Below are 24,738 nucleotides of genomic sequence, written 5' to 3' on the forward strand. Positions count from 1 at the left end.
ACCTACCAACCCTCCCCGGCCCGACGTTCCGCGAAGCGCTCCAGCAGGAACTCCACGAACGCGCGGGTCTTCGCCGACAGGTTCTCCTTCGTCGGGAAGACGATGTGGATGTCGGCCGGAGGCGGGGTCCAGTCGCCCAGCACTTCGACGAGGCGGCCCGAGCGCAGGAACGGTGCCGCATCCCACTCCGACCGCATCGCGATGCCATGCCCGTCGAGCGCCCACGACAGCACGCTGTCGCCGTCGTTGCTGCTCAGCGGGCCGCGCACCTTCACCGTCTCGTGGCGCGTGCCCGCACGCAGGTGCCAAGTGCCGAAGGTCTCGTCGCCTTCACGCAGGAAGAGGCACGGGTGCCGCGCCAGCTCGCGTGGTGCGGCGGGAACGCCGGCTCGGCGAAGGTAGGCCGGCGAGGCGCACAGCAGCCGGCGGTTCGGTGCCAGCAGGCGCGCCGTGAGGCGTGCATCGGGCAGTTCGCCGAAGCGGATCCCCACGTCGACCCCCTGCTCCACGAGGTTCACCGGCCGGTCGTCGAGGTGCAGTTGCACCTCCACGCCGGGATGCACGCGCGCGAACTTCGACAGCGCCGGGGCCACGTGCCGCCGGCCGAAGCCGAGCGTGGCGCCCACCCGCAGCAGGCCCTGCGGCACGGCCTTCGCACCGGCCACGGTGCGTTCCAGCGCGTCGAGGTCCGCCAGCAGCTTCGTGCCCTCGCCCAGGTAGGTCTCGCCCTCAGGCGTCAGGCTCATGCGACGTGTGGTGCGGTGGAGCAGGCGCACGCCCAGGCGCGCCTCCAGCGCGGCGAGCCGCTTGCTCACCGAGGGCGGCGTGACCCCCAGTTCCTGGGCTGCGGCGGCCAGTTGCCCGTGGGCCACCAGCAGCTTGAAGAAGGCGAGGTCGGAGAAGGCATCCATCGCATCAATTCGGTCGTTGAAGGCAAGAATGAAGTGTCTCACCGGCCATTCATCTTTGCAGGCACGCCGCCTACGATGACACCATGGCGACCCCTTCCCCCCTCCACGCGCTGTTCCCCGGCTTCGAGCACCGCACCGTCGACGTCGGTGGCGGCGTCGAGATCGCCGCCACCGTCGGCGGCTCGGGCCCCCCGATGCTGCTGTTGCACGGCCACCCGCAGACCCGCGCGATCTGGCACCAGGTCGCACCCCGCCTGGCCGAACGCCACACGCTGGTGATCCCCGACCTGCGCGGCTACGGCGATTCGTCGAAGCCCGCCGGCACGGAGCCGCTGATCTACAGCAAGCGCACGATGGCCCGCGACCAGGTGGCACTGATGGCCCACCTCGGCTTCGAACGGTTCGACGTGATGGCCCACGACCGCGGCGCCCGCGTGGCCCACCGGCTCGCGATGGACCACCCCGCCGCCGTGCGCCGCCTGGTGCTGCTGGACGTGGCGCCCACGCTCGCGATGTACGAGCAGACCGGCGAGGCGTTCGCCCGCGCCTACTGGCACTGGTTCTTCCTGATCCAGCCGGCCCCGCTGCCCGAGCGGCTCATCGAGGCCGACCCCGGCGCCTACGTGCTGGAGGTGATGGGCCGCCGCAGCGCGGGCCTCGCGCCCTTCGATCCGCGCGCCCTCGCCGAGTACCAGCGCGGCGTGGCCCAGCCCGGCGCGGCCCACGGGCTGTGCGAGGACTACCGGGCCTCGGCCGGCATCGACCTGAAACACGACCACGAAGATCGCGATGCGGGCCGCATGCTCGGCATGCCGCTGCTCGTGCTGTGGGGCGAACAGGGCGTGGTGCACCGTTGTTTCCACCCGCTCGCCGAGTGGCGCCGCGTCGCAGCACACGTCGAGGGCCATCCGCTGCCGTGCGGCCACTACATCGCCGAGGAAGCCCCCGAGGTGCTGCTCGAACGCGTGACCCCCTTCTTCTCGCGGGAGATCGCATGACCGCCCGCACGCTCTACCGCAAGCTGGTCGACTCGCACACCGTCGTCGAACTCGACCCCGACAACGTGCTGCTGTTCTGCGACCTGCACCTGATGAACGAGTACACCAGCCCTCAGGCCTTCGCCGGGCTGCACGACCAGGGCCGCGAGGTGCTGATGCCCGGCCAGAACGTCGCGGTGGTGAGCCACATCATCCCGACGCACCCGGGCGCGTTTCGCGTGATCCAGGACCCTGCCTCGGCGCTGCAGGCCAGCAACCTCAAGCGCAACTGCGACCGCCACGGCATCGCCCTCTTCGACACGAACGACACGCTGCAGGGCATCGAGCACATCATCGCGCCCGAACACGGGATGATCCGCCCCGGCATGGTGGTGATCTGCGGCGACAGCCACACCACCACCTACGGCGCGCTCGGCGCCCTGGGCTTCGGCATCGGCACCTCCGAGGTCGAGCACGTGCTGGCGACACAGACGCTCGTCTACCGGCTCGCGCGCGACATGCGCATCCGCATCGACGGCCGACTGCCCGTGGGCACCACGTCGAAGGACCTCGTCCTGATGGTGATCGGCCGCATCGGCGCGCAGGGTGCGCGCGGCTGCGTGGTGGAGTTCTGCGGCAGCGCGATCGAGGCGCTGTCGGTCGAGGCGCGCTTCACGCTGTGCAACATGGCGGTGGAGGCCGGCGCCCGCGGCGCGCTGATCGCCCCCGATGCCGCGGCCATCGACTACGTGCTCGCCCGCGCCCCCGACATCACCGGCGAACAGCGCACCGCCGCCCTTGCCCACTGGGCCACGCTGTTCACCGACGACGGCGCCCCCTTCGACATCGAACACCGCTTCGACGCCGCCGACGTCGTGCCCTACGTCACCTGGGGCACGAGCCCCGACCAGGCCGTGCCGGTCACCGGCCGCGTGCCCGCCGCGAACGGCGAGCAGCGCACGAGCCTGCTGCAGGCGATGCGCTACACGGGCCTCGCCGAAGGCACCCCGCTCGAAGGCCTGCCCGTGCAGCACGTGTTCATCGGCTCGTGCACCAACGCCCGCATCGAGGACCTGCGCGCCGCCGCCGCGGTGGTGAAGGGACGCCACGTCGCCCCCGGCCTGCGTGCGATGGTGGTGCCCGGCTCGGGTGCGGTGAAGCGGCAGGCGGAGTCCGAAGGGGTCGCCCAGGTGCTGATCGACGCCGGCTTCGAGTGGCGCCAGCCGGGCTGCTCGATGTGTCTCGCGATGAACGACGACGTGCTCGCGCCCGGCCAGCGCTGCGCGTCGACCACCAACCGCAACTTCGAGGGCCGCCAGGGCCGCGGCGCCATCACCCACCTGATGAGCCCGGCGATGGCCGCCGCCGCGGCCGTGACCGGCCACATCACCGACGTGCGCCAGCTGGAGCCCCTCGCATGAACGACACCGCCCGTGGCCCCGTCGCCGGCATCGCCGCCGCGCTGGACATCGCCAACCTCGACACCGACCAGATCATGCCGAAGCAGTTCCTGCGCGGCATCGACAAGGCGGGCCTCGACCGCGGCCTGCTGTGGGACCTGCGCTTCGACGGCGACGGCCGCCCGCGCCCGGACTTCGTGCTGAACCGCCCCGCGTGGACCGGCACCCGCGTGCTCGTCGCGGGCCCGAACTTCGGCTGCGGCTCGAGCCGCGAGCATGCGGTGTGGGGCCTGCAGCAGTACGGCATCGAGGCCGTGGTGGCCCCGGGCTTCGGCGAGATCTTCTACTCGAACGCGCTGAACAACGGCCTGCTGGTGGCGGCGGTGTCCCCCGAGGACGGCCTCGCGCTGCTGAACGAGGCGAACGCGGACGAACCGCTGCACATCGAGGTCGATGCCGTGTCGATGACGGTGCGCACGCCCACGCGGTCCGTGCCGTTCACGCTGTCGGAGCGGCACCGCCGCATGGTGCTGGACGGGCTGGACCTGATCGGCGCGTCGCTCGCGTACCGCGACCGCATCGAGGCCTTCGCGGCGACCCACCACGCGACGCACCCCTGGGTGAAGGACGTGGCGCGGCGCACGCGCCAGCGGCTCGGCCGCACCTGAGGTTCAGCACCGCCGTTTCGCCGCGAGGGCGAGCAGCCCGATGCCGAACAGCGCCCAGGTGGCCGGCTCGGGCACCGGCCCGGCGAACGGCGCGTTGTTCAGCCACGTCTGCCATCCGATGCCGGTCACCACGTCGGCGGTGCGGTCGTTGAACACGTCGCCGTAGCCCCAGTGGAAGCCCTCCGGTGGGAGGCCGTCGCCGAAGTTCCACGCGGGCGGCATCAAGGGTGCGTCGCGGAGTTCCATCCGATAGTGCGCCGGTCCGTCCGCGGTGACCGCGCCGAAGGCGATCGACACCGACAACGGCGTGCACCTCGTGTCGAGGCAGTTGCCGAGGGTGTCGACAGTTCCCGATTGCGCCCGCACGACGATCGACCCGCCCAGCCCGTCGACCAGGTAGAAGCGGGTCGCCGGGTTGTTCCAGCCCCCGAAGTGATAGCGGTAGAGGGATGCGTCGTACACCCCCACCCCGGGATCCGGATCGCGGTCGACCGCGTCGTGGTTGTACGTGAAATCGCCCCAGCCCCACCGGGCGTTCCATTCCAGTTCGAAGAGCTGGGCCTGAACCGGCGCGGCGAGGCACAAGGCCAGCAGGGACGCAGACAGCGAACGGATGTCCATGGTCCTCCTCCTTCATGACCGGAGGACTCTATGCAGCGCCGTCCCTGCTTTCAACCGCTGGCCGACCAACGGTCGCCGCCGTCGTGCAACGGCCGGGCGCCTATCCTTTTCGCTGCGGGTAGAGGGTCTCGCCCCGCTTGAGCATCTCGACGAAGGCCGTGATCTTCCGCTGGCGCCCGGCCTCGGTCTTCAGCTGGTGCACCCGGAACGCCAGCGCGAAGCGGTTCTGCGCGGTCAGGCGCGCCAGCATGGCCTTCGCCTCCGGTTCGGCGTCGATCGCCGCCTGCAGGTCCGCGGGGATCTTCATCTCCTTGCTGCCACCGTAGGCCTTGTCCCAGCGCCCGTCGGCCTTCGCGGCCTCGACTTCCGCGAGGCCGTGCGGGGTCATCCGGCCGGCCTCGACGAGGCGGGCCACGTTGCCGACGTTGATCTGGCTCCACACACTGGTCTTGCGCCGGCGCGTGTAGCGCTGCAGGTAGCTCGTGTCGTCGAAGCCCTTGCGGATCGCGTCGATCCAGCCCCAGCACAGCACCACGTCGATGGCCTGCTTCGGCGTGATCGACGGCAGGCCCGACCCCAGCTTGTGGATCTTGATCCACACCTCGTCCTCCACGTCGTGGTGGCGCGAGAGCCAGTCGTGGAAGGCCTGCTCGTCGACGAACTCGTGGACCTTGCGGGGGTCGACCGTGACCGGTGCCATGCGGGTGCTCCTGTGGGTGTGCACCCGCACTGTAGCTGCCGCTACTTCGGCAGGCGCAGCGCCATCAGGCCGTCGACGGCGCTCCGGGTCAGCGTGTTCGGCAAGGCCGGAACGATCGTCCGCGCCGCGGCCGGGACGCTGCCCGGATGGATGACCGCGACCTGCACCGCGCGGGACTGCTCGTCGAGCAGCACGAGGTAGTAGCGGTCGTCGGTGGCACGGCGCCACACGGGCCCCGCGGCGCCGGCGCGGTTGTTCGCGTCGATGACCGCGGCCTGGGTCATCACGGTGCGGCTGTTGGCGTCCAGCAGGTCGGCATTGCCCGCGAAGTTCTCGATGCCGCAGCCCTGGATGCCACAGGTCGAGCCGCCGAGCGAGCCCACCTGGAACGAACGGATGCCGGTGCTGACGATGTCGCGGTTGCCGTACTGGCGGCCCTGCGATTCGGCCACCACCTCCAGCAGGTTGATCTGGCCGCAGCCGTCGCCGAGGCCCGCGTTGTTGGAGTTGCTGAAGCAGTGGCACGGGCTGTACCCGGACCAGCCGTCGCGGAACAGTTCCGACGGCGCGATGCCGAGCCACGGCGAGTCCTCCGCGCGTTCGTCCTTGCCGCCGGTCACGCAGCTCAGCGGCTTAATCGACGGGTCGTCCGCATACGGCATCGAGGCCAGCATCACGACGAGCTTCGAGCCCTTCCAGCCGGTGAAGTCGAGGTCCGAGCCCGGGCAGTACGGGTCGCTGCCGGGGCCGCACTTGAACGGCTTCTGCTGCATCGCGTACACGGTGCAGCTGTTGCCGAGGTCGGCGGGCAGCACGGTGGTCTTGTTGGGGCCGGAGAAGTGGAAGTTGTAGGTCTTCTCGGGCATGCGGCGGTCCCAGAACGAGCGGATCGCCCAGTCGCCGTCGTTCGCGGCCAGCGGCTGGTAGACCACCAGCTGCTTGAGGCGCAGCGGGCCGTCGAGCACGAGCGCGAGTTCCTCGTTGAACGGGCTCAGCTTGTCGTTCGTGACCTCGTGCGGCACGCGGCAGCACGACTCGGTGCCCCACGGGTACTTGATGACCTCCGACTGCACGGTGCAGCTGGCGTCGCCGGCCGGGGTCTCGACCCGCCGGCCCCAGTACCCCTTGGCGCCGATGTTCGTGAAGGTGAGCGTGCCGCCGGGCGACGGCGAGCCGGTGTTCACCGGCGTGGCCGCCGCGTGGGCCGGGGCCTGCGTGTTGCCGAGGTCGGACCAGGTGCCGTTGCCATTGCCGTTGCCACCACTGCCCGTCTCGGGCGCAGGCGCGGGCGCCGGGGTCGGTGCGGGACTGGCCGCACCACCGCCGCCGCCACAGGCGGTCAAGGCCGCGGTGAGTGCCACGGCCAGCAGCGCGACACGCGCGAGGGAAGACGTTTCGTTCATGGGATCAGGGGGAGTGGGCAGCGCCGCCTGGCGCAAGTTGCGGACCACGCGCCTTCACCCCGTCCAGCCCCTCATGCCGGACCGTTCGTGGCGCCTTCCCGGACAATTTCCCGCCCCGGATGCCGCGATTCGTCAGATGGAGGCGTGGTCCCGGTTCAGCGCTGCAGCGCCGCCCGCAGCGCGAGGCGCCGCCGCTCCGCCGGCAAGCGGGCCACCGCGCCGTAGAACGCGCCCATGGCCTCGCACCGGGCGCCGCCCGAGGCCCGGACCTCGCCGGCGGACCGGAGCAGCGCCACCTGCGCCGGCGTCAGCGCGAGCAACACCGGCTGCAGCGCGCGGAACACGGCGCCGGGAGACAGCGGCTTGCCGCGCCGGGCCGGGGTCGATGCCAGCAGCACCTTGAAGGTGGCGTCGGCCTTCACCAGTGGCGCGGGCAGCAGCACCGCGAGGTCGAGCGAGCCGTCGAGGGCGGCCCGGCACACGAGCGGGCCGGCCTCGGACGCGATCGCGAGCGTGCGGCGGGTCAGTTCGGCGTGCTGTTCGAGCAGCGGGTCGGGCGCCGTCGCGAGCGCGATGCCCACGAGGCCGTGCTGCACCTGGCGGGCGGCCGCCATCATGTCGCGGTCGTCGGCGCCCCGCTGCCGCGCGGCCCAGGCCGCGTCGGCGGCCTGGCGGGTGGCACCGGGGAACCGCAGGTCGAACGCGCGCCAGACCGTGTCGGTGGCGAAGGAGTGCGCCAGCGCGTCGACCGAGGCGTAGGCCGAGGGGCCGAGCGGACGCGGATCGGCAAGCGTGTGGCGGCCCGAAGGCCATGCCGCCACGGCGAATGCCAGCACCGCGGCAGCCGCCACGAGGACGGCCTCGCCAGGACGCTGCGCGATCCAGCCTTGCAGGGCGGCCGTGACCCGGGTGACCCGCGCGTTCATCTCCCGGCGCCCGCGGTTGGCGCTCCCCATCCTGGTCTCATGGGGCGAGCTTAGCCGCCCGGGTCACTTGCCGACGTGAGCAAATGTCAGCCGAGCACCACGTGGCGCCCGGTCACCGCCCGGCCCGCGTCCGAGAGCAGGAAGGCGATGGCCCGGGCCGCGTCGGGCAGCGGGGTCCAGCCCGCGGGATCGGCATCGGGCATCGCGGCGCGGTTGGCCGGGGTGTCGAGCACGGTGGGCGCGACGCTGTTGACCCGGATGCCCTCCCCGCGCAACTCCGCGGCCTGCGACTCCACGAGCCGTTGCAGCGCGGCCTTCGAGGCCGCGTAGGCGCCCTTGTACGCATCGCCCGCCGCGGCGGACGCCGCCGACACCGCGACGATGCTGCCGCCCGAGCCGCCGCGGATCAGCGGCACGAGGTGTTTCGTCACGGTCACGAAGGACCACGCGTTGAGGTCCATCAGGCGGTCCCACGTGGCGCGCGACAGCTCGTTCACCGGCTCGCCCATCTCGAACCCGCCGGCCGTGTGCACGAGCATCTCGACGCTGCCGAAGCGGCGGGCGATCAGGCTCGCGGCATGGGCCATGGCCGTGTCCGAGGTCACGTCGGCCGCGAGCGACAGCACGCCGTGCGGTGCCTCGGCGAGGTGGCGGTTGATCAGCACGAGGTTGTTGCCGGGGCCCAGCTCGGCGGCCACCGCCTGGCCCAGGGCGCCGGCAGCGCCGGTGATCACGACGGTGCGGGGCGCGGCGTTGGGCATGGTGGGCGGCTGCAGGGTGGCGATGCCCTCATTCTCGCCGCGTGCAGCGGCGTGTCCAGCCCGCCTGGCGTGGATCAGCCCACGATGCCGGCCACGCGCCGCAGCAGCTCCGCCTTCGTGAACGGCTTGTCGAGGCTCGCGCAGCCCGAGACCATCAGCGTCTCGTGGGCCTCGGCCGACAGCGTGTCACCGGTGGTGAACAGCACACGGCGCGCGAGGTGGGGATGGCGGCGCGCGATCTCGCGCCACAGCGCGCGGCCGTCCATGTCGGGCATGCGCAGGTCGCACAGCACGGCGTCGAAGCGGGCGTGGTCGAGCAGCGCGAGCGCGACGGCACCCGATTCGGCCGTGGCCACCTCGTGGCCACCGGACTCGAGCATGTCGCGCACCATCGACCCGATCTCCGATTCGTCGTCGACCACCAGCACGCGGGTGCAGGCCGGTTCGTCACCCGCGGCCTCCGGGGGTTCGGGCTGGGCCGCGATCACCTGCTCCGGCGCCGCCAGCGTCAGGCGGAAGCTCGCGCCGCCGAGCGCCGACGGGTCACCGAGCACCAGGTCGCCGCCGTGTTCCCGCGCGACCGACCGCGACACCGACAGCCCGAGGCCCGTGCCCACGCCTTCGGCCTTCGTCGTGAAGAACGGTTCGAAGAGGCGCGCGGCCACGTCCGGCGGCACGCCCGGCCCGCTGTCGTCGACCTGCAGCCTCACGGTGGGGCCATCGCTGGCGGTGCTCACCCGCACGACGCGGGGGGCCGGCGCCATCGACACGGCATGCTGGGCGTTGACCAGCAGGTTCAGCACCACCTGGCACAACTGATCGGGGTCGCCGCTGAATTCGGGCAGCGCGGGGTCGAGCGCGAGCGCCAGGTCCACGCCACTGCTGCGGTACGCGTACCCCAGCATCTCGGCCGCGCCGCGCACCACCTGGTTCAGGTCGACCGGCTGGCGGTCGGCCGGGCGGCTGCGGGCCATGTTCAGGAAGGTGCGCACGATGCGCGCGCAGCGGTCGGTGGCGTCGTGGATGCGGCGGGCCTCCTGCACGAGGTCGGGCCGGTCGGCCGCGCGTTCCTGCAGCAGCAGCGCGCGGCCCATCGCCACGGCCAGCGGGTTGTTCAGCTCGTGGGCCACGCCGGCCAGCAGGCTGCCCATCATCGTGAGTTTCTCGCCCTGGCGCAGCGCCTCGCGCTGCTGCTCGATCTGGCGGGCCGCCGCGTAGCGCTCGGACAGGTCGGCGAAGGACGCCGTGAAGAACACCGTGCCGTCGGCCTCGGTGCGCCACATCACCATCTCGATGGGGAACTCGCGGCCGTCGGCGCGCCGGGCCTCCAGCTCCACGCGCCGGCCCAGCATGCCGGGGATCTCGTTCCAGTAGGTACGGCGGTGGCGTTCGGGAATGAGCAGCTCGCCCACCTTGCGCCCGATCACGTCGGCACGCCGCCAGCCGAACATGGTCTCGGCCGCGGGGTTGAACTCGACGATGCTGCCGGTGTGGTCCGTGGAGACCAGCGCCGCCAGCGCGTTGTCGAACACCGCGGCCTTGAGCGCCTCGCTCGCCTTGAGCTGGCGCTGCTTCTCCGCGAGCTGCAGCTCGCCGATGCGCGCCTCGGTGTGGTCGAGCCCGCAGACCACGACGAGCACCACCTCGCCCTCCTCGTCCACGTACGGCACCAGGTCCTGCTCGCGGTAGCGGCGGCCCTGGCGCTCGTAGTCGACCCAGCCCTCGAGGTGCAGCGACTCGCCGGCGAACAGCCGTTCGAAGAGCGGCACGAAGCTTTCGTAGAGTGCCGGATCGAGCACCTCGGACAGGTGGTGCCCGATCACCTCCTCCTCCGGCAGTTCCATGAAGGCGAGGGCCTGGGCGTTGGCCCAGACGTAGCGGAGGTCGCGGTCGACGACGGCCACGCGCGTGGCGATGTGCTGCAGCAGCTGGCTCATCAGCCGCGGGTCGAGCGGCAGCGTCGGCGCGAGCGACGCGTGCCACGGCGCCTTGGACCAGCTCAGGACTCGACCAGCTTCGCTCATGGGTGCGGTGGAATGGGGGACGTCGGAATGCGCCGCGCGGATGCATCGTAGCGCAGCCCGCGGCCTCCCCCATCGGGGTGGAGGACGCCGCCACGATCCGGCCCTAAGCTCCGCGGGGCCCATTCGCTCTGAATCGATCCCGCCATGACTCAGCCCCATCACCCCACGCGGCGAGACGTCCTCGCCACCCTGCTGGCCGTTGGCCTCGCCGGTTGCGGCGGCGGCGAGCCCGACCCGCCGGCCGCGTACGAACACGCCGTCACCGGCCGGGCCGCCGTGAAGGTGCGCCGGGGCGGCCCCGGCCTGGTGGTGCTGGAGGAGCGGCTCGTGTCCATCCACGAGCAGGGGCCGCAGCGCCAGGTGGTGCTGCTGACGCCCGACTGGGGCGTCATGGGGCGCTACACCGCGCCGGCGGACTGGTCCATCGTCGATGCCGCGGCCCACCCGTCCGGCGAGACCTCCGTGGTGCTGACCCAGCGCAAGACCGTGCGCCTCGTGCGCCTCGACGTCCGCGCGGTCGTCGTCGCCGACCAGCCGTTCACCGATGCGGCCGCGGCCACCGACCCGTACTTCGACCTCGGTGGCATCGAGGACCCCACCTCGCTGCAGCCGTACCTGATGCGCGACGCCGCCCGACTCGCGCCCCTCGGCGAGGACCTGGCCCTCGTGCTGCGCACCGGGCGCAACGCCGTGGTGGCCTACCGCCTCGCCCGCTCGGCCACCGGCTGGACGACGGCGTGGCGCACCCTCGTCGAACCGGGCAGCACCGCGATGGGCCGGTTCCTGTCCGGGGGCAGCTTCGACACCTTCGGACAGCTGGAGAACCACCTGCGCGTGCACGTCGACGTGGCCACCGACGGCGGCGTGGTCGTCGGCGTGGCCGGGGTCGGCGGCCACAACGCGGTGATGGAGGCGCATGCCTGGCATTTCGGAGAACCCGTGACCGCACGGCACGGCGTGCTCATCACCCGCCTCACCGCGGACGGGCAGCGCGTGGGCACCACCGTGGTGGACACGGGGCAGATCACCGAACTGCACGCGCTGCGGTGGTCGGCGGGCGAGGTGGCCGTGGCCGGGCGCGTGCGTTCCGCCGTGGTGGCGGACGGCTCCGGCTGGAACGCCTTCGCGGCCTTCGCGGGCCCCTCCGCCCTCACCGCCGCGCCGGTGCTCGTCGACGTCGACCGCGGCGAGGTGCTGTTCGACATCGCTCCGCTGCCGAACCGCCGGTGGCTCGCCTGCGGCACGGCGGGCTACGTGCAGAACCCAGCGGGCGCGAGCATCTCGGAGGTGACCACACCGCTGCTCGTGACCATCGATGCCGACAGCGGGCAGGTCGGCCGGCTGAACGCGTGGGCCGACGGCCCGCGGCAGCTGCAGCTGCGCTCGCTGGTGGTCGAAGGCGGCCGGTGGCTGGCCGCCGGCATCACCAACGGACCGGGCACCCACTCACACGATGCCGACCCCCTCGGCCTCACGGCCGACGGGTTCGTGCACCGCGCCGATCGCCCGCCGGAGGGCTGAACCCGGCCTACTCGCCGAGGTAGGCCGCGCGCACCTTCGGGTCGACCAGCAGCGCCTTCGCGTCGCCCTTCATCGTGATCTCGCCGGACTCCATCACGTAGGCGCGGTCGGCCAGCTGCAGCGCGCGGCTCGCGTTCTGCTCGACGAGCAGCACGGTCACGCCCTGCTTCGCGATGGACTCGACCACCTCGAAGATCTTGTCGACCATGATGGGCGAGAGGCCCATCGACGGTTCGTCGAGCAGCAGCAGCTTCGGACGGGACATCAGCGCGCGGCCCATCGCGAGCATCTGCTGCTCGCCGCCGGACAGCGTGCCGGCGAGCTGCTTGCGGCGCTCCTTCAGGCGGGGAAACAGCGCGAAGACCTTGTCGATGTCGGCGTCGACGTCCGCGTCCTTGCGGATGAACGCGCCCATCAGCAGGTTCTCCTCGATGCTCATGCGCGTGAACGTGCCACGGCCTTCCGGCACCATGACGAGCCCCTGGGGCACGAGGTTCCACGCGCCCTGCCCGCCGATGGCCCGGCCGAGGTAGGTGGCCGAGCCCGACTTGATGGGCTGCAGGCCGGTGACGGCCTTCAGCGTGGTGCTCTTGCCGGCGCCGTTGGCGCCGATCAGGCTCACCACCTCGTTCTCGAAGACCTCGAACGAGATGCCCTTGACCGCCTGGATGCCGCCGTACGAGACGTGCAGGTCATCCACCTTCATCAGCAGCGTGCCGCTCATGGCGCCACCGCCTTCTGGCCGTGGCCGGAGCCCAGGTAGGCCTCGATCACCGCCTCGTTCGACTGCACCTGCGCTGGCGTGCCCTCGGCGATCTGCTTGCCGTGGTCGAGCACCGTGACCCCGTCGCACAGGCCCATCACGAGCTTCACGTCATGTTCGATCAGCAGCACCGACCTCCCGTCGTTGCGGATGCGGTCGATGAGCTGGCGCAGCACCACCTTCTCGGTGGCGTTCATGCCGGCCGCGGGCTCGTCGAGCGCCAGCAGCTTCGGATCGGTGGCCAGCGCCCGGGCGATCTCGAGCCGGCGCTGGTCGCCGTAGCTCAGCGTGCGGGCCTTGTACTCGGCGAAGGCCTCGATGCCGACGTAGGCCAGCAGTTCGCGGGCGCGGGCCTCGATGGCGGCTTCCTCGTCCTTGAAGGTCTTCGTGCGGAACACGGCGCCGATCAGGCCCGAGTGGGTGCGCGCGTGGCGCCCCACCATCACGTTCTCGAGAGCGGTCATGTCGGCGAAAAGGCGGATGTTCTGGAACGTGCGCGCGATGCCCGCTTTCGCGACCTCGTGCACCGCGGTGGGTTCGTAGGTTTGGCCGCCCAGCAGGAACTTGCCGCTGTCGGGCGTGTAGAGGCCGGTGATGACGTTGAAGAACGTGGTCTTGCCGGCGCCGTTGGGGCCGATCAGGCCATACACCTGGCCGGGCTGGATGCGGATGCTGACGTCCGACAGGGCCTGCAGGCCGCCGAACCGCTTCGAGACACCCGAGACTTCGAGGACGGCGTTGCTCATGCCTGGCCTCCCTTCGGCGCACCCTTGCGTCCGTGTTCGGGGGCCGGCCACAACCCTCGCGGCCTCGACAGCATGATGCCGATCATCGCGAGCGAGATCAGCAGCTGCCGCAGGATGGAAGCGTCCAGGCGCCCGCCGCTCATCTCCTGCAGCGGGCCGGCGACGTAGCGCAGCGTCTCGGGCAGTGCGGCGAGCAGCAGCGCACCGACGATCACGCCGGGGATGTGGCCCATGCCGCCCAGCACCACCATCGCGACGATCATCACCGACTCGTTCAGTGCGAACGATTCCGGCGACACGAACCGCTGGAAGGTGGCGAACATCACGCCCGACACGCCGCCGAAGGTGGCGCCCATGCCGAAGGCGAGCAGTTTCATGTTGCGGGTGTTGATGCCCATGGCCTTCGCGGCCACTTCGTCTTCCCGGATGGCCATCCACGCACGGCCGATGCGCGAGCGCTCGAGCCGGTAGCAGATGAACACGCTGATCAGCACCAGCACCAGGAACATGTAGTAGTACTGCGTGACGCCCGGGATCTCGATGCCGAAGATCTCCTTCGTCTTGTTCAGGTCCGAGCCGAAGAACCGGGCCGAATCGATGTCGGACAGGCCCTGCGCGCCGTTCGTGAAGTTGATGGGCTTGTTCAGGTTGGTGACGATCTCGCGGATGATCTCGCCGAAGCCGAGGGTCACGATGGCGAGGTAGTCACCGCGCAGCTTCAGCGTGGGCGCCCCGAGCAGCACGCCCAGCACGCCGGCCACGAAGGCCCCGAGCGGAATCGCGATCCAGAGCGAGGTGTGCAGGCCGTTCGGGAAGTATTCCTTGAGGGCCGGGAACTGGTTCGTCAGGTGTGGCGACGCGAGCAGCGCGAACAGGTAGGCGCCCACCGCGTAGAACGCGACGTAGCCGAGGTCGAGCAGGCCGGCGTAGCCCACCACGATGTTGAGCCCGAGGGCCAGCAGCACGTACAGCAGTGCGCTGTCGATGATGCGCACCCAGCCGGGGCCGAAGGGTTGCACGATCAGGGGCAGGATGAACAGCGCGATGGCGGCGCCGACGAAGGTCAGCAGGGTCTGGTTGCGGAGTTGCATGGTGTGGAACTCCGGTCAGGCGCGGTCGGCCACGCGTTCGCCGAGCAGGCCCTGCGGGCGCAGCGTCAGCACGAGGATCAGCACGACGAAGGCGGTGACGTCCTTGTAGTCGCTGCCGATCACGCCGCCGGTCAGCACGCCCATGTAGCCGGCGGCCAGGGCCTCGATGACCCCGATCAGCACGCCGCCCACCATGGCGCCGGCCAGGTTGCCGATGCCGCCGAACACGGCCGCCGTGAAGGCCTTGAGGCCGGGCAGGAAGCCCATGGTGTGCTGCACCGTGCCGAGGTTCGCGGCGTACATCACACCGGCGAGCGCAGCGAGCACCGCGCCGATCACGAACGTGAAGGAAATCACCGTGTCAGGGTTCACGCCCATCAGCGCGGCGGCCTTCGGGTTCTCGGCCGTGGCGCGCATGGCGCGGCCGATGCGGGTCTTGTTGACCAGGAACATCAGGCCGAACAGCGTGATGACCGTGACCACGAGGATCAGGATCTGGACCGTGTTGATGACGGCACCGCCGATGTTGTAGAGGTGCGCGTCGAGCAGGATCGGGAACGGCTTCGGGCTCGGCTTCCAGATGATCATGGCGAGGGTCTGCAGCAGCAGCGACATGCCCATGGCGGTGATCAGCGGGGCCAGGCGCGGCGCGTTGCGCAGCGGCCGGTAGGCCAGCTTCTCGATGACGAAGTTGAGGATGGCGCAGACCACCATGGCGGCGAGCAGCGCGATGAGCATCAGGAGCCACCCCGGCCAGCCGGTGCCCGAGAGGGCCGTGACCACGGTCCAGGCCGTGACGGCCCCGATCATGAGGACCTCTCCGTGCGCGAAGTTGATCAGGTTGATCACGCCGTACACCATGGTGTACCCGAGGGCGATGAGGGCGTAGACGCTGCCTAGCACCAGCCCGTTGATCATCTGCTGAATGAAGGTGTCCATCGAATGTGTGTTTTCCTGCGAATCAAGTGTGGGCGCCCGAGGGCGGTCGGCTTCTTGTAGCAAAAACACTGCCATGGCTGCGTTTCGGCACTAAAGAACGGCCGAACGCTCCTCATTGGCGGCGGATTCTAGTGGGGACACCGGGCCGCGGAGTAAGCAGAAACACCACGGCGGGCTCCCCCTCATCCCAAGGGACTATGCGCATGCTCCCCTCTTAGGGAGGACATGTCCAGCGCATGAACCCGGGTATTCTCCGGCCACGAATACACACGGGGAAACGGGGATCACGACGCGGTTCGATACGCAGCCGCGCGATCCCGATACGATGGCACTCTCGATCTACCAGCTCAAGCCGGCCTTCCAGAACCTGCTCCGCCCCCTGGCCGGCGCCCTGTTCCGGGCCGGCGTCACCGCCAACCAGGTGACCCTGTTCGCCTGCGCGGTCTCCGTGGCCTTGGGGCTCGGCCTCTACCTGGTGCCGGATTCCCGCGCTTTTGCGCTTTTGCCCGTCTGGTTTTTCGTTCGCATGGCCTTCAACGCCCTCGACGGCATGCTCGCCCGCGAGTTCGGCCAGCGCTCGAACCTCGGCGCCTACCTGAACGAGTTGACCGACGTGGTGTCCGACGCCGCGCTGTACCTGCCGTTCGCGCACCTCGCGCCGTTCGATCCGTTCTGGGTCGGCGCCTTCATCCTCGCTGCCGCGCTGTCGGAGATGGCCGGCATCCTCGGGCAGACGGTCGGCGCCTCGCGCCGCTACGACGGCCCCTTCGGCAAGAGCGACCGGGCCGTGCTGATCGGCACCCTCGGCCTCGCCGTGGCGCTGTGGCATCCCCTGCCGGCCTGGATGGGCTGGCTGATTCCCCTGGCGGTCGGGTTGACCGCTTTCACCGTGGTCCGGCGCGTGCGTTCGGGCCTCCAGGAAATCCGATGAGTGTTGCCGCGCTGACGCGCCGACCGGTGCAGGAGCACCAGTTCAAGACCCACGATGGCGTCGACCTGTTCTACCGCCACTGGCCCGCCACCGACGGACCGCGCCGCGGCGTGGTCGTGCTGTTCCACCGCGGCCACGAGCACTCGGGCCGCATGGCCCACCTCGTCGACGAACTCGACCTGCCCGGCTTCGACTTCTTCGCGTGGGACGCCCGCGGCCACGGCCGCTCGCCCGGCGCGCGCGGGTTCAGCCCGAGCTTCGGCACCTCGGTGCGCGACATCCAGACCTTCATGGCCCACCTCGGGGCCGACCACCAGGTGCGCCCGGAAGACACGTACGTGGTCGCGCAGAGCGTGGGCGCGGTGCTCGTGTCCACCTGGCTGCACGACTACGCGCCGCAGGTGCGCGGCGTGACGCTCGCGTCGCCGGCCTTCAAGGTGAAGCTGTACGTGCCGTTCGCGCGCACCGGCATCAAGCTGATGATGGCGCTGCGCGGCAACTTCTTCGTCAACAGCTACGTGAAGGCGAAGTTCCTCACGCACGACCCCGAGCGCATCGCGAGCTACGACACCGACCCGCTGATCACGCGCCCCATCTCGTCGAACATCCTGCTGGGCCTGTATGAAGCCGCCGAACGTGTGGTGGCCGACGCGGGCGCCATCACGGTGCCGCTGCAGCTGCTGATCTCGGGCGCCGACTGGGTGGTGCACGCGAAACCCCAGCACCAGTTCTTCGAGCGCCTCGGCAGCCCCGTCAAGGAATGCCACGAGCTGCCGGGCTTCTACCACGACACCCTCGGCGAACGCGACCGCGCGCCGGCCGTCGCGAAGATCCGCACGTTCATCGAGCAGCGTTTCGCCGAGGCCCCGCGGGTCGTCGACGTGCGCGATGCCCATGAGCGCGGCTTCACGTTCGACGAATCCCGTGCGCTCGCCGAACCGCTCTCCCCGCTGAGCCCGCGCGGCATCTACTGGAACACCACCCGCGCCAGCCTGAAGTGGGCGGCACCCTTGTCGAAGGGCCTGCAGATCGGCCGTGACACGGGCCACGACTCGGGCAGCACGCTCGACTACGTGTACCGCAACACGCCGCAGGGCGCGGGCCCCATCGGCCGGCTGATGGACCGCCAGTACCTGAACTCGATCGGCTGGCGTGGCATCCGCCAGCGCAAGGTCCACGTCGAGGAGCTGCTGCAGCTGGCGATGCAGACCACGCGCGACAACGGCCTGCCGCTCAACCTCATCGACATCGCCGCCGGCCACGGCCGCTACGTGCTCGACGCGGTGAACCAGAGCCCGATCCAGCCCGATTCGGTGCGTCTGCGCGACTACAGCGACATCAACGTGCGCGACGGCGCCACGCTGATCGTCAGCCGCGGCCTGCAGGAGATCGCCACGTTCGAGAAGGCCGACGCCTTCGACCGCGCGAGCCTTGCACGCGCGAAGCCCACGCCCACGGTCGCCGTGGTGTCGGGCCTGTACGAACTGTTCCCCGACAACGCGATGCTCGAGCGTTCGCTCGCCGGCCTCGCCGACGCGATGCCGGCCGGTGGCTGCCTCGTCTACACGGGCCAGCCGTGGCACCCGCAGCTGGAGCTCATCGCGCGAGCACTGACGAGCCACCGCGACGGCGTGGCCTGGGTGATGCGCCGCCGCACCCAGCAGGAGATGGACCAGCTCGTGGCCGCCGCGGGCTTCCGCAAGGTCACGCAGCGCATCGACGAGTGGGGCATCTTCACGGTCTCGATGGCCGTGCGCGAACCCCGATGACCCTGCCGCCGCTCTGGAAGCCGGGGCTCGTCTGGCTGCTCGTCCTCGGGCCGCTGTTCTTCCTGACCTACGGCTTCGCGAACCACCAGGCCGCCGCGCACGCGGTGGTGCCGAGCATCGTGTTCGACTGGGAGCGGCACATCCCGCTGTGGCCGTGGACCATCCTGCCGTACTGGTCCATCGACTTCTTCTACGGGCTGTCGCTGCTCGTGTGCCGCACGCGGCTCGAGCTGAACCGCCAGGGCCTGCGGCTGCTGACGGCGCAGGTGATCTGCGTCGTGTGTTTCCTGCTGTTCCCGCTGAAGTTCTCCACGCCGCGCCCGCCGGTGGACGGCTGGGCCGGCCAGCTGTTCGACGCCCTCGCCGGTTTCGACCTGCCCTACAACCAGGCCCCGTCGCTGCACATCGTGCTGCTGCTGATCCTGTGGGACTTCTACCGGCAGCGCCTGCACGGCGCGTGGAAGATGGTGCTGCACGTGTGGAGCGCGCTGATCGGCATCTCGGTTCTCACCACCTACCAGCACCACTTCATCGACATCCCCACCGGCCTGCTGGCCGGCGCGCTGTGCCTGTGGCTGTGGCCGCTCGAGGGCGAGCGGCCGATGTGGCAGTGGGGCGTGTCGGCGCAGCGGCGCCGCATCGCGTTCTTCTACGCCCTCGGCGCGTTCGCCTGCGTGCTGCTCGCCGGGCTCGGACGGGCCTGGTGGTGGTTCTACTGGCCGGCCGCGTCGCTCACGCTCGTGGCGCTGTGCTACGCCGCGCTCGGCGAACAGGGTTTCCAGAAACGCGAGAACGGCCACCACAGCATCGCCGCGCGGCTGCTGTTCTGGCCGTACCGCGTGGCCGCGTGGCTCAACGCGCGCGCCTGGACCATCGGGCTGCCCGGCAGCAACCAGGTGGGTGACCGCGACGTGTGGCTCGGCCGCCTGCCGCTGCCGTGGGACGGCGACCACCGCCGCTTCGGGCAGGTGGTGGACGTCACCGCCGAACTCGGCTTCCACCACAAGGGCGCCCGCTCGCACGGCTGGCTCGACCTGACCGACCCGAGCCCCGAGCACCTGCTGAACGCCGCGCGGTCGGTGGAGAAGGCCTCGCGCAACGGGCCGGTGCTGGTCAGCTGCGCGCTCGGTTTCTCGCGCAGCTCGGCCGTCGTGGCCACGTGGCTCTGCGTGTACGGCCATTGCCGCACGGTCGACGAAGCCGTGGCGCTGCTGCGCCAGGTGCGGCCCCAGGTGGTGCTACGGCCCGGGCTGCTCGCGGTGATCTCGCAAGCCGTCGACCAGGGAAAGGACGTGCGATGAGTTCCCAGCCCCTGACCCCGGCCGAACGGGCGGCCTGCGCCGTGTGTGCCGACTGGCTCGCCACGTCGACGGCCGTCGGCATCGTCGCGTGGTTCGCGGTGGCCGCGGCACTGGCCGGCCTCGCCACCGGTGGCGCACCGCACCCGGTGCTGCTGCTCGTGCCGCTCGCCGTGTTCGAACGGTTCCTCGCGGTGCGGGTCGCGCTCGACGCGCGGCTGTTCGACCGACTGGCCACCGGGTCGCTCGCGAGCCTCGACGACCTCGACGCCGGCCTGCGGCAGACCCTGTCCGTGCCGGCCTCGAAGGCCGGCCGGCCCCTCGCGCCTCGCCTCGCCGGCGCGCGGCGGCTCTACCGGTGGCAGACCGTGGCCACCGCCCTGATCGTCCTGCTGGCGATCCTCGCGTGGTGCTGAACGGAGACTTCCTCGAATGACGACCCTGAAACGGCTGCCCGGCGTGGTGGTCGGTGAGCTGATCATGTTCTTCGCGCGCGCGCTGACCGGCGTGCGCCCCATCTGGCGCGGCACGCTGCCCCGCCAGACCCAGCGCATCTACTTCGGCAACCACGGCAGCCACGGCGACTTCGTGCTGATCTGGACCACGCTGCCCGGCCCGATCCGCGACATCACGCGGCCGGTGGCCGGCCAGGACTACTGGCTTGCCTCGGCGCTGCGCCGCTTCATCGGCCGCAGCGTGTTCAACGCGCTGCTGATCGACCGGCAACCCAAGCCCGGTGAACCGACGCCGGTGGACCTGATGGCCGAATCGCTGAGCCACGGCGAGTCGCTGATCATCTTCCCCGAAGGCACGCGCAACACCACCGACGCGCCGCTGCTGCCGTTCAAGAGCGGCCTGTTCCACCTGGGCCGCCGCTCGCCCGGTGTCGAACTGGTCCCGCTGTGGATCGACAACATCCGCCGCGTGATCCCGAAGGGGCAGTGGCTGCCCGTACCGATGGTGTGCAGCGTCACCTACGGCGAACCGCTCTCGGTCGGGGCCGACGAGGACAAGGACACCTTCCTGCGCCGTGCCGAAGCCGCGGTGCTGGCCCTTCGCCCCGCCGAAAGCATCGACGCATGAGCTACTCTCCCTCGCAGACGGCGCCGTTCGAGGCCCAGACCCAGTGGCTCTTCGTCGCCGTGCTCGGCGTGCTGATCGTCGCGTCCGTCATCGGCGGCCTGCTGAAGTGGCGCGTGGCCCACGGCCAGCCGCACGGGGTCATCGACAACCTCAACAGCCGCATCAAGGCGTGGTGGGTGATGGTGCTGCTGGTCAGCCTGTCGTTCGCGTTCGGCAAGACCGGCGTGATCCTGCTGTTCCTGTTCATGTCGTTCGCCGCGCTGCGCGAGTACGTCACGCTGACCTACACCCGCACGGCCGACCACCTCGTGCTCGCGCTGATGTTCTACGTCGCGCTGCCGCTGCAGTACTACCTGATCTGGATCGAGTGGTACGGGCTGTACTCGATCTTCATCCCGGTGCACGTGTTCCTGATCATGCCGATCCTCGCGAGCTTCGGCGGCGACACCAACCGCTTCCTCGAACGCACGGCGAAGATGCAGTGGGGGCTGATGATCTGCGTGTTCTGCCTGTCCCACCTGCCCGCGCTGCTCACGCTCGACATCCCCGGCTACGAGGGCCGCAACCTGCTGCTGATCGCGTACCTGATCATGGTCGTTCAGGGCAGCGACGTGCTGCAGTACGTGTGGGGCAAGCTGATCGGCAAGCGCAAGGTGGCGCCCACGCTGTCGCCGTCGAAGACGGTGGGCGGGCTCGTGGGCGGCATCGCGTCGGCCACCGCGCTCGGCTCGGCGCTCTACTGGTGCACGCCGTTCAACCCGTGGCAGGCGGCGCTCGTGTCGCTGGGCATCTGCCTGATGGGGTTCCTCGGCGGGCTCGTGATGTCGGCCATCAAGCGGGACCGCGGGGTGAAGGACTGGGGCGCGATGATCGAGGGGCACGGCGGGATGCTGGACCGGCTCGACTCGGTGGTGTTCGCGGCGCCGATGTTCTTCCACGTGGTGCGGTACTGGTGGACGCCGTGACAAAGAATGGGGCTTCTCTCACTGAACCAGACGCCATTGCTGCCAGGGAAAACCGGCTCGGTCGCAGACATCCCTGATGAACAGGGCCAGCCGGGCCGATCGAGCTCCCGTCGACTCGATCGGCAGCGCAGCCTGGCCACCTCGAATTCGATTGTGGGGCTGCACATCGCCGCAGGCGATGTGCGCCTCATCAAGCACGATGCGAAGCGAGCCGGCGCTGTTGAATCCCCCGTTGGAGGCGTCGAGAAGCGCAGCGGCTTGGGGTTGCCGCCGCGTAGCGGCGGTCGAGCCCACTTGTTTGAGCCCGAAGGGCGAGTTGTGGGCGAAGCCCCAAGCCGCGAGCATCGCAGAGCAGTCCTGGCCGGCGAAGCCGGGCAGGACCGCCGGATCGGGGGCGCTCTTTGCCCACTTTCTCGCGTGAGAAAGTGGGTCGGCTGCCGGGCCGAGACCCGGCGCGGCCTCACCCGAAGAGAAAACTCCACGCCAGATCACTCGACACCACGCACGTTCGACGCCTGCAGTGGGTCCCGGCCTTCGCCCATTGCTGTTCGGGGAAAACCAGACGCCCTCAAAATACTTGTCATCCCGGCGCAGGCCGGGACCCTCGGCCTTGTCGGATGCGCGGCGTTGAACATCGAGACACTGCGCCTCGGCACGAGGGCAGCAAGCCATCGCGGAGGACTTTCTGGAGCCTGAGCGGGGTACAGCGCCCAGGGTCCCGGCCTGCGCCGGGATGACAGCTTGTTTTTGCGATGCGATCGAGTCACGACATCGGCAGATGCGTTGCATCCCGCTCGGGATCGGGCCTGTCGCCGATCTCCCGTTTTTTCCCCGGACAGCAATGTGCCTTCGCCGGGATGACGAGTGTTTTGAGTTCGTCTCGTTTTCCCCAAACGCCAGAGCCCACGGCCGTCACTTCCGCAACCGCGGTCTCACAACATCACCCCAGAAGTTCGGCGATTTCTTCCAGCGTGGGGCGTTGGGCCGGAATCACCTGAAGTTGTCCACCCAGCGCGGCAGCCACCCGCGCGTATGAGGAGGCTGCCACTCCCGGACGGCCAGACTCCACATGGATGACCTTGAGGCGGGGCAACCCAGCCATTGCCGCCACGTCGACCAAGCGCAAGCCACGCTCCTGACGCATCGCCTTGAGGCGACGTCCCAGGACTACAAGATTGGATTCGAAGTCACCCATGGCAAAAGTATTGAATGTGATACTTCGAGTCGCCAGGGTATCACATTCGATACCTTCTCCCCGCCGAAGAGGCAAGAGCCTCGCCTTAGTCTTCCCCCACCCCTCGCGCCCGATCGTCCAGGTCCCGCAAGTGCGCCAGCTTCTCCGCGATCTTGACCTCGAGCCCGCGCGGCACCGGCTGGTACCACCCGGGTTCCGCCATGCCGTCCGGCAGGTAGGTTTCGCCCGCGGCATACGCCCCCGGCTCGTCGTGCGCGTACCGGTACGCCTTCCCGTGCCCCAGCTCCTTCATGAGCTTCGTGGGTGCGTTGCGCAGGTGGATGGGCACCTCACGCGACTTGTCGCGCTTGATGAAGGCCCGCGCCGCGTTGTACGCGTTGTACCCGGCGTTGCTCTTCGGCGCGATGGCGAGGTAGATCACGGCCTGCGCGAGGGCCAGTTCGCCCTCGGGTGACCCGAGCCGTTCGTACGTGGTGGCCGCGTCGTTGGCGAGCTGCATGGCCCGCGGGTCGGCAAGCCCGATGTCTTCCCACGCCATGCGCACGATGCGGCGCGACAGGTACTTCGCGTCGGCCCCGCCGTCGAGCATGCGCGTGAGCCAGTACAGCGCGGCATCGGGGTTGGACCCGCGCACCGACTTGTGCAGTGCGGAGATCTGGTCGTAGAAGTTGTCGCCGCCCTTGTCGAAGCGCCGGGCGTTGAGCGTCAGCGCGTTCTGCAGGAAAGCCGGGTCGATCACGTCGACCTTCGCCGCGCGGGCGGCCGTGCCCGTCTGTTCGAGCAGATTGAGCAGGCGGCGGGCGTCGCCGTCGGCGTAACCCACCAGCGTGTCGATGGCGGCGCCCTCGAACGTGAGGTGGGTCAGCACCGTCTCGCGGGCGCGTTCGACGAGCTGCTTCAGCTCGTCGTCGGTCAGCGCCTGCAGCACGTAGACCTGGGCGCGCGACAACAGCGCGGAGTTGACCTCGAACGACGGGTTTTCGGTGGTGGCGCCCACGAAGGTCACGAGGCCCGACTCGACGAACGGCAGCAGGCCGTCCTGCTGGCTCTTGTTGAAGCGGTGGATCTCGTCGACGAACAGGATGGTCTTCTTGCCGAGCGCGAGGTTGTGCTCGGCCTGTTCCATCGACGCGCGGATGTCCTTCACGCCCGAGAACACAGCGGACAGCGCGATGAACTCGTAGCCGAAGGCGCTGGCGGTCAGCCGCGCGAGCGTGGTCTTGCCGACGCCCGGCGGCCCCCAGAGGATCATCGAATGCGGCTTGCCCGACTCGAACGCGAGGCGCAGCGGCTTGCCGGGGCCGATCAGGTGCGACTGGCCGATCACCTCGTCGAGGTTGGCCGGGCGCAGCGCCTCGGCCAGCGGCGCCGCCGGGGCGGAGTCGAACAGGTCGGCCATGAAGGGCTTATTGCTCCAGCACGTCGGCGCCGGCCGGCGGCACGAAGCGGAAGTGCGCGGGGTCGACCGCGACGTTGGTCTGCAGGTCGGTGAAGGTCAGGTCGGAGCGCTGCCCGAAGCTGTCGACGATCTCGATGGCCGCGAGCTGCTTGCCCTTGAAGCCGATCTGGATGGACTGGAACTGCCCGTCCTTCGAACGCGGCAGTGCCTGGGCCCACGACAGGCCGTTGCGGTCGGGCTGGGGCTTCAGGTCGAAGTCCTTGTCGAGGTCGCCGCCGGCGAGCAGCGCGGCCGGCGTGGCGCCGATGGCCGCGCTCATCTTGCGGGAGCTCGCCTGGTTCAGGTCCTTGTCGTAGATCCACACCTTCTGGCCATCGGCCACGATGGCCTGGTCGAAGGGCTTCAGGTACGCGAAGCGGAAGCGGTTCGGGCGCTGGAACTCGAACTCGCCGGACGACGTCTTTTTCTTCTTGCCGTCAGGCGACGTGACGACCTGCGAGAACGCGGACTTGCCGGACTTCACGTCGCGCACGAACTCGCGCAGCGTGTCGACGGCATCGGCGCGGGCGGCCATGCTGGCCAGCAGCAGGCCGGCCGCGGCCAGGGACTTCAGGAACGGTGTGTTCATGCGGGGCGGGGGCTGGCGG

Annotated in this window: 25 protein-coding genes; 10 read left to right on the plus strand and 15 right to left on the minus strand. The window is 70.1% G+C overall.

Translation table 11 applies throughout. The annotated features are described in order from the left end of the window. Positions 1–2: 2 nt before the first annotated feature. Positions 3–911 carry a LysR family transcriptional regulator gene (locus A4W93_RS22435; protein WP_085752722.1) on the minus strand — a complete coding sequence of 303 codons (909 nt, stop codon included), beginning with the start codon at positions 909–911 and terminating at the stop codon, positions 3–5. Positions 912–994: 83 nt separating this feature from the next. Between A4W93_RS22435 and A4W93_RS22440 the strand changes: the two genes are divergently transcribed. The 3 genes from A4W93_RS22440 to leuD are packed head-to-tail and all read left to right on the plus strand — an operon-like array spanning position 995 to position 3,956. Then, a complete protein-coding gene (locus A4W93_RS22440) occupies positions 995–1,909 on the plus strand; it encodes an alpha/beta fold hydrolase (protein WP_085752723.1) in 915 nt (304 codons plus the stop codon). Next, complete coding sequence (gene leuC / locus A4W93_RS22445; RefSeq protein ID WP_085752724.1) at positions 1,906–3,309, plus strand: 3-isopropylmalate dehydratase large subunit; 1,404 nt, start codon at positions 1,906–1,908, stop codon at positions 3,307–3,309. The genes A4W93_RS22440 and leuC overlap by 4 nt, the downstream gene beginning before the upstream one ends. Next, positions 3,306–3,956 carry a 3-isopropylmalate dehydratase small subunit gene (leuD, locus tag A4W93_RS22450; protein ID WP_085752725.1) on the plus strand — a complete coding sequence of 217 codons (651 nt, stop codon included), beginning with the start codon at positions 3,306–3,308 and terminating at the stop codon, positions 3,954–3,956. Before leuC ends, leuD begins: the two co-directional genes overlap by 4 nt. Before the next feature lie 3 nt (positions 3,957–3,959). Here the strand turns inward: leuD and A4W93_RS22455 are convergent, their stop codons facing one another. The 6 genes from A4W93_RS22455 to A4W93_RS22480 form a co-directional block, all read right to left on the minus strand. Then, on the minus strand, positions 3,960–4,577 hold the full coding sequence (locus A4W93_RS22455) for a PEP-CTERM sorting domain-containing protein (RefSeq protein WP_085752726.1): 618 nt from the start codon (positions 4,575–4,577) through the stop codon (positions 3,960–3,962). Between the two features lie 100 nt (positions 4,578–4,677). Further along, the gene (locus A4W93_RS22460; protein ID WP_085752727.1) at positions 4,678–5,277 is read right to left on the minus strand and encodes a YdeI/OmpD-associated family protein; all 600 of its coding nucleotides are present in this window, start codon (positions 5,275–5,277) and stop codon (positions 4,678–4,680) included. Between the two features lie 41 nt (positions 5,278–5,318). After that, the gene (locus A4W93_RS22465) at positions 5,319–6,680 is read right to left on the minus strand and encodes a DUF2403 domain-containing lipoprotein (protein ID WP_085752728.1); all 1,362 of its coding nucleotides are present in this window, start codon (positions 6,678–6,680) and stop codon (positions 5,319–5,321) included. 155 nt (positions 6,681–6,835) lie between these two features. Beyond that, on the minus strand, positions 6,836–7,636 hold the full coding sequence (locus A4W93_RS22470) for a hypothetical protein (RefSeq protein ID WP_157131751.1): 801 nt from the start codon (positions 7,634–7,636) through the stop codon (positions 6,836–6,838). A gap of 56 nt (positions 7,637–7,692) precedes the next feature. After that, positions 7,693–8,367 (minus strand): SDR family NAD(P)-dependent oxidoreductase, encoded by a 675-nt coding sequence (locus A4W93_RS22475; RefSeq protein ID WP_085752730.1) that lies wholly within the window; start codon positions 8,365–8,367, stop codon positions 7,693–7,695. 74 nt (positions 8,368–8,441) lie between these two features. Then, positions 8,442–10,391: a PAS domain-containing hybrid sensor histidine kinase/response regulator gene (locus tag A4W93_RS22480; RefSeq protein WP_169726577.1), complete on the minus strand. Its 1,950-nt coding sequence runs from the start codon at positions 10,389–10,391 to the stop codon at positions 8,442–8,444. A 144-nt stretch (positions 10,392–10,535) separates the two neighbouring features. Here A4W93_RS22480 and A4W93_RS30140 point away from each other — a divergent pair, with 144 nt between their 5' ends. Next, the gene (locus tag A4W93_RS30140) at positions 10,536–11,912 is read left to right on the plus strand and encodes a hypothetical protein (protein ID WP_169726578.1); all 1,377 of its coding nucleotides are present in this window, start codon (positions 10,536–10,538) and stop codon (positions 11,910–11,912) included. A 7-nt stretch (positions 11,913–11,919) separates the two neighbouring features. On the opposite strand, the gene A4W93_RS22485 is transcribed toward A4W93_RS30140, so the two are convergent. The 4 genes from A4W93_RS22485 to A4W93_RS22500 are packed head-to-tail and all read right to left on the minus strand — an operon-like array spanning position 11,920 to position 15,451. Further along, positions 11,920–12,636 (minus strand): ABC transporter ATP-binding protein, encoded by a 717-nt coding sequence (locus tag A4W93_RS22485; protein WP_169726579.1) that lies wholly within the window; start codon positions 12,634–12,636, stop codon positions 11,920–11,922. Beyond that, positions 12,633–13,421 (minus strand): ABC transporter ATP-binding protein, encoded by a 789-nt coding sequence (locus A4W93_RS22490; RefSeq protein WP_085752732.1) that lies wholly within the window; start codon positions 13,419–13,421, stop codon positions 12,633–12,635. Before A4W93_RS22490 ends, A4W93_RS22485 begins: the two co-directional genes overlap by 4 nt. Continuing rightward, positions 13,418–14,512 carry a branched-chain amino acid ABC transporter permease gene (locus A4W93_RS22495; protein WP_085752733.1) on the minus strand — a complete coding sequence of 365 codons (1,095 nt, stop codon included), beginning with the start codon at positions 14,510–14,512 and terminating at the stop codon, positions 13,418–13,420. Before A4W93_RS22495 ends, A4W93_RS22490 begins: the two co-directional genes overlap by 4 nt. 15 nt (positions 14,513–14,527) lie before the next feature. Then, positions 14,528–15,451 carry a branched-chain amino acid ABC transporter permease gene (locus tag A4W93_RS22500; RefSeq protein ID WP_085752734.1) on the minus strand — a complete coding sequence of 308 codons (924 nt, stop codon included), beginning with the start codon at positions 15,449–15,451 and terminating at the stop codon, positions 14,528–14,530. A gap of 325 nt (positions 15,452–15,776) precedes the next feature. On the opposite strand from A4W93_RS22500, the gene A4W93_RS22505 reads away from it, so the two are divergent. The 6 genes from A4W93_RS22505 to A4W93_RS22530 are packed head-to-tail and all read left to right on the plus strand — an operon-like array spanning position 15,777 to position 21,497. After that, entirely contained in the window at positions 15,777–16,382 is a 606-nt protein-coding gene (locus A4W93_RS22505; RefSeq protein ID WP_085752735.1) for a CDP-alcohol phosphatidyltransferase family protein, read from the plus strand. Further along, positions 16,379–18,151 (plus strand): bifunctional alpha/beta hydrolase/class I SAM-dependent methyltransferase, encoded by a 1,773-nt coding sequence (locus tag A4W93_RS22510; RefSeq protein ID WP_085752736.1) that lies wholly within the window; start codon positions 16,379–16,381, stop codon positions 18,149–18,151. Before A4W93_RS22505 ends, A4W93_RS22510 begins: the two co-directional genes overlap by 4 nt. Beyond that, positions 18,148–19,452, plus strand: coding sequence for a phosphatase PAP2/dual specificity phosphatase family protein (locus A4W93_RS22515; protein ID WP_085752737.1), 1,305 nt, complete (start codon positions 18,148–18,150; stop codon positions 19,450–19,452). The genes A4W93_RS22510 and A4W93_RS22515 overlap by 4 nt, the downstream gene beginning before the upstream one ends. After that, positions 19,449–19,865: a hypothetical protein gene (locus A4W93_RS22520; RefSeq protein ID WP_085752738.1), complete on the plus strand. Its 417-nt coding sequence runs from the start codon at positions 19,449–19,451 to the stop codon at positions 19,863–19,865. The genes A4W93_RS22515 and A4W93_RS22520 overlap by 4 nt, the downstream gene beginning before the upstream one ends. Before the next feature lie 16 nt (positions 19,866–19,881). After that, complete coding sequence (locus tag A4W93_RS22525) at positions 19,882–20,532, plus strand: lysophospholipid acyltransferase family protein (RefSeq protein ID WP_085752739.1); 651 nt, start codon at positions 19,882–19,884, stop codon at positions 20,530–20,532. Beyond that, the gene (locus A4W93_RS22530) at positions 20,529–21,497 is read left to right on the plus strand and encodes a phosphatidate cytidylyltransferase (RefSeq protein WP_085752740.1); all 969 of its coding nucleotides are present in this window, start codon (positions 20,529–20,531) and stop codon (positions 21,495–21,497) included. Before A4W93_RS22525 ends, A4W93_RS22530 begins: the two co-directional genes overlap by 4 nt. Positions 21,498–21,515: 18 nt before the next feature. Here A4W93_RS22530 and A4W93_RS29885 read toward each other — a convergent pair whose 3' ends face one another. The 4 genes from A4W93_RS29885 to lolA form a co-directional block, all read right to left on the minus strand. Further along, positions 21,516–21,842, minus strand: a complete 327-nt coding sequence (locus A4W93_RS29885) for a hypothetical protein (RefSeq protein WP_157131753.1) — start codon at positions 21,840–21,842, stop codon at positions 21,516–21,518. A 595-nt stretch (positions 21,843–22,437) separates the two neighbouring features. Beyond that, on the minus strand, positions 22,438–22,692 hold the full coding sequence (locus tag A4W93_RS22535; RefSeq protein ID WP_085752741.1) for a helix-turn-helix domain-containing protein: 255 nt from the start codon (positions 22,690–22,692) through the stop codon (positions 22,438–22,440). Positions 22,693–22,777: 85 nt separating this feature from the next. Next, entirely contained in the window at positions 22,778–24,091 is a 1,314-nt protein-coding gene (locus A4W93_RS22540; protein WP_085752742.1) for a replication-associated recombination protein A, read from the minus strand. A gap of 7 nt (positions 24,092–24,098) precedes the next feature. Further along, positions 24,099–24,719: an outer membrane lipoprotein periplasmic chaperone LolA gene (gene lolA / locus A4W93_RS22545; protein WP_174694892.1), complete on the minus strand. Its 621-nt coding sequence runs from the start codon at positions 24,717–24,719 to the stop codon at positions 24,099–24,101. Positions 24,720–24,738: the final 19 nt, after the last annotated feature.

The organism is Piscinibacter gummiphilus, from assembly GCF_002116905.1.
Taxonomy (GTDB): Bacteria; Pseudomonadota; Gammaproteobacteria; order Burkholderiales; family Burkholderiaceae_C; genus Rhizobacter; species Rhizobacter gummiphilus.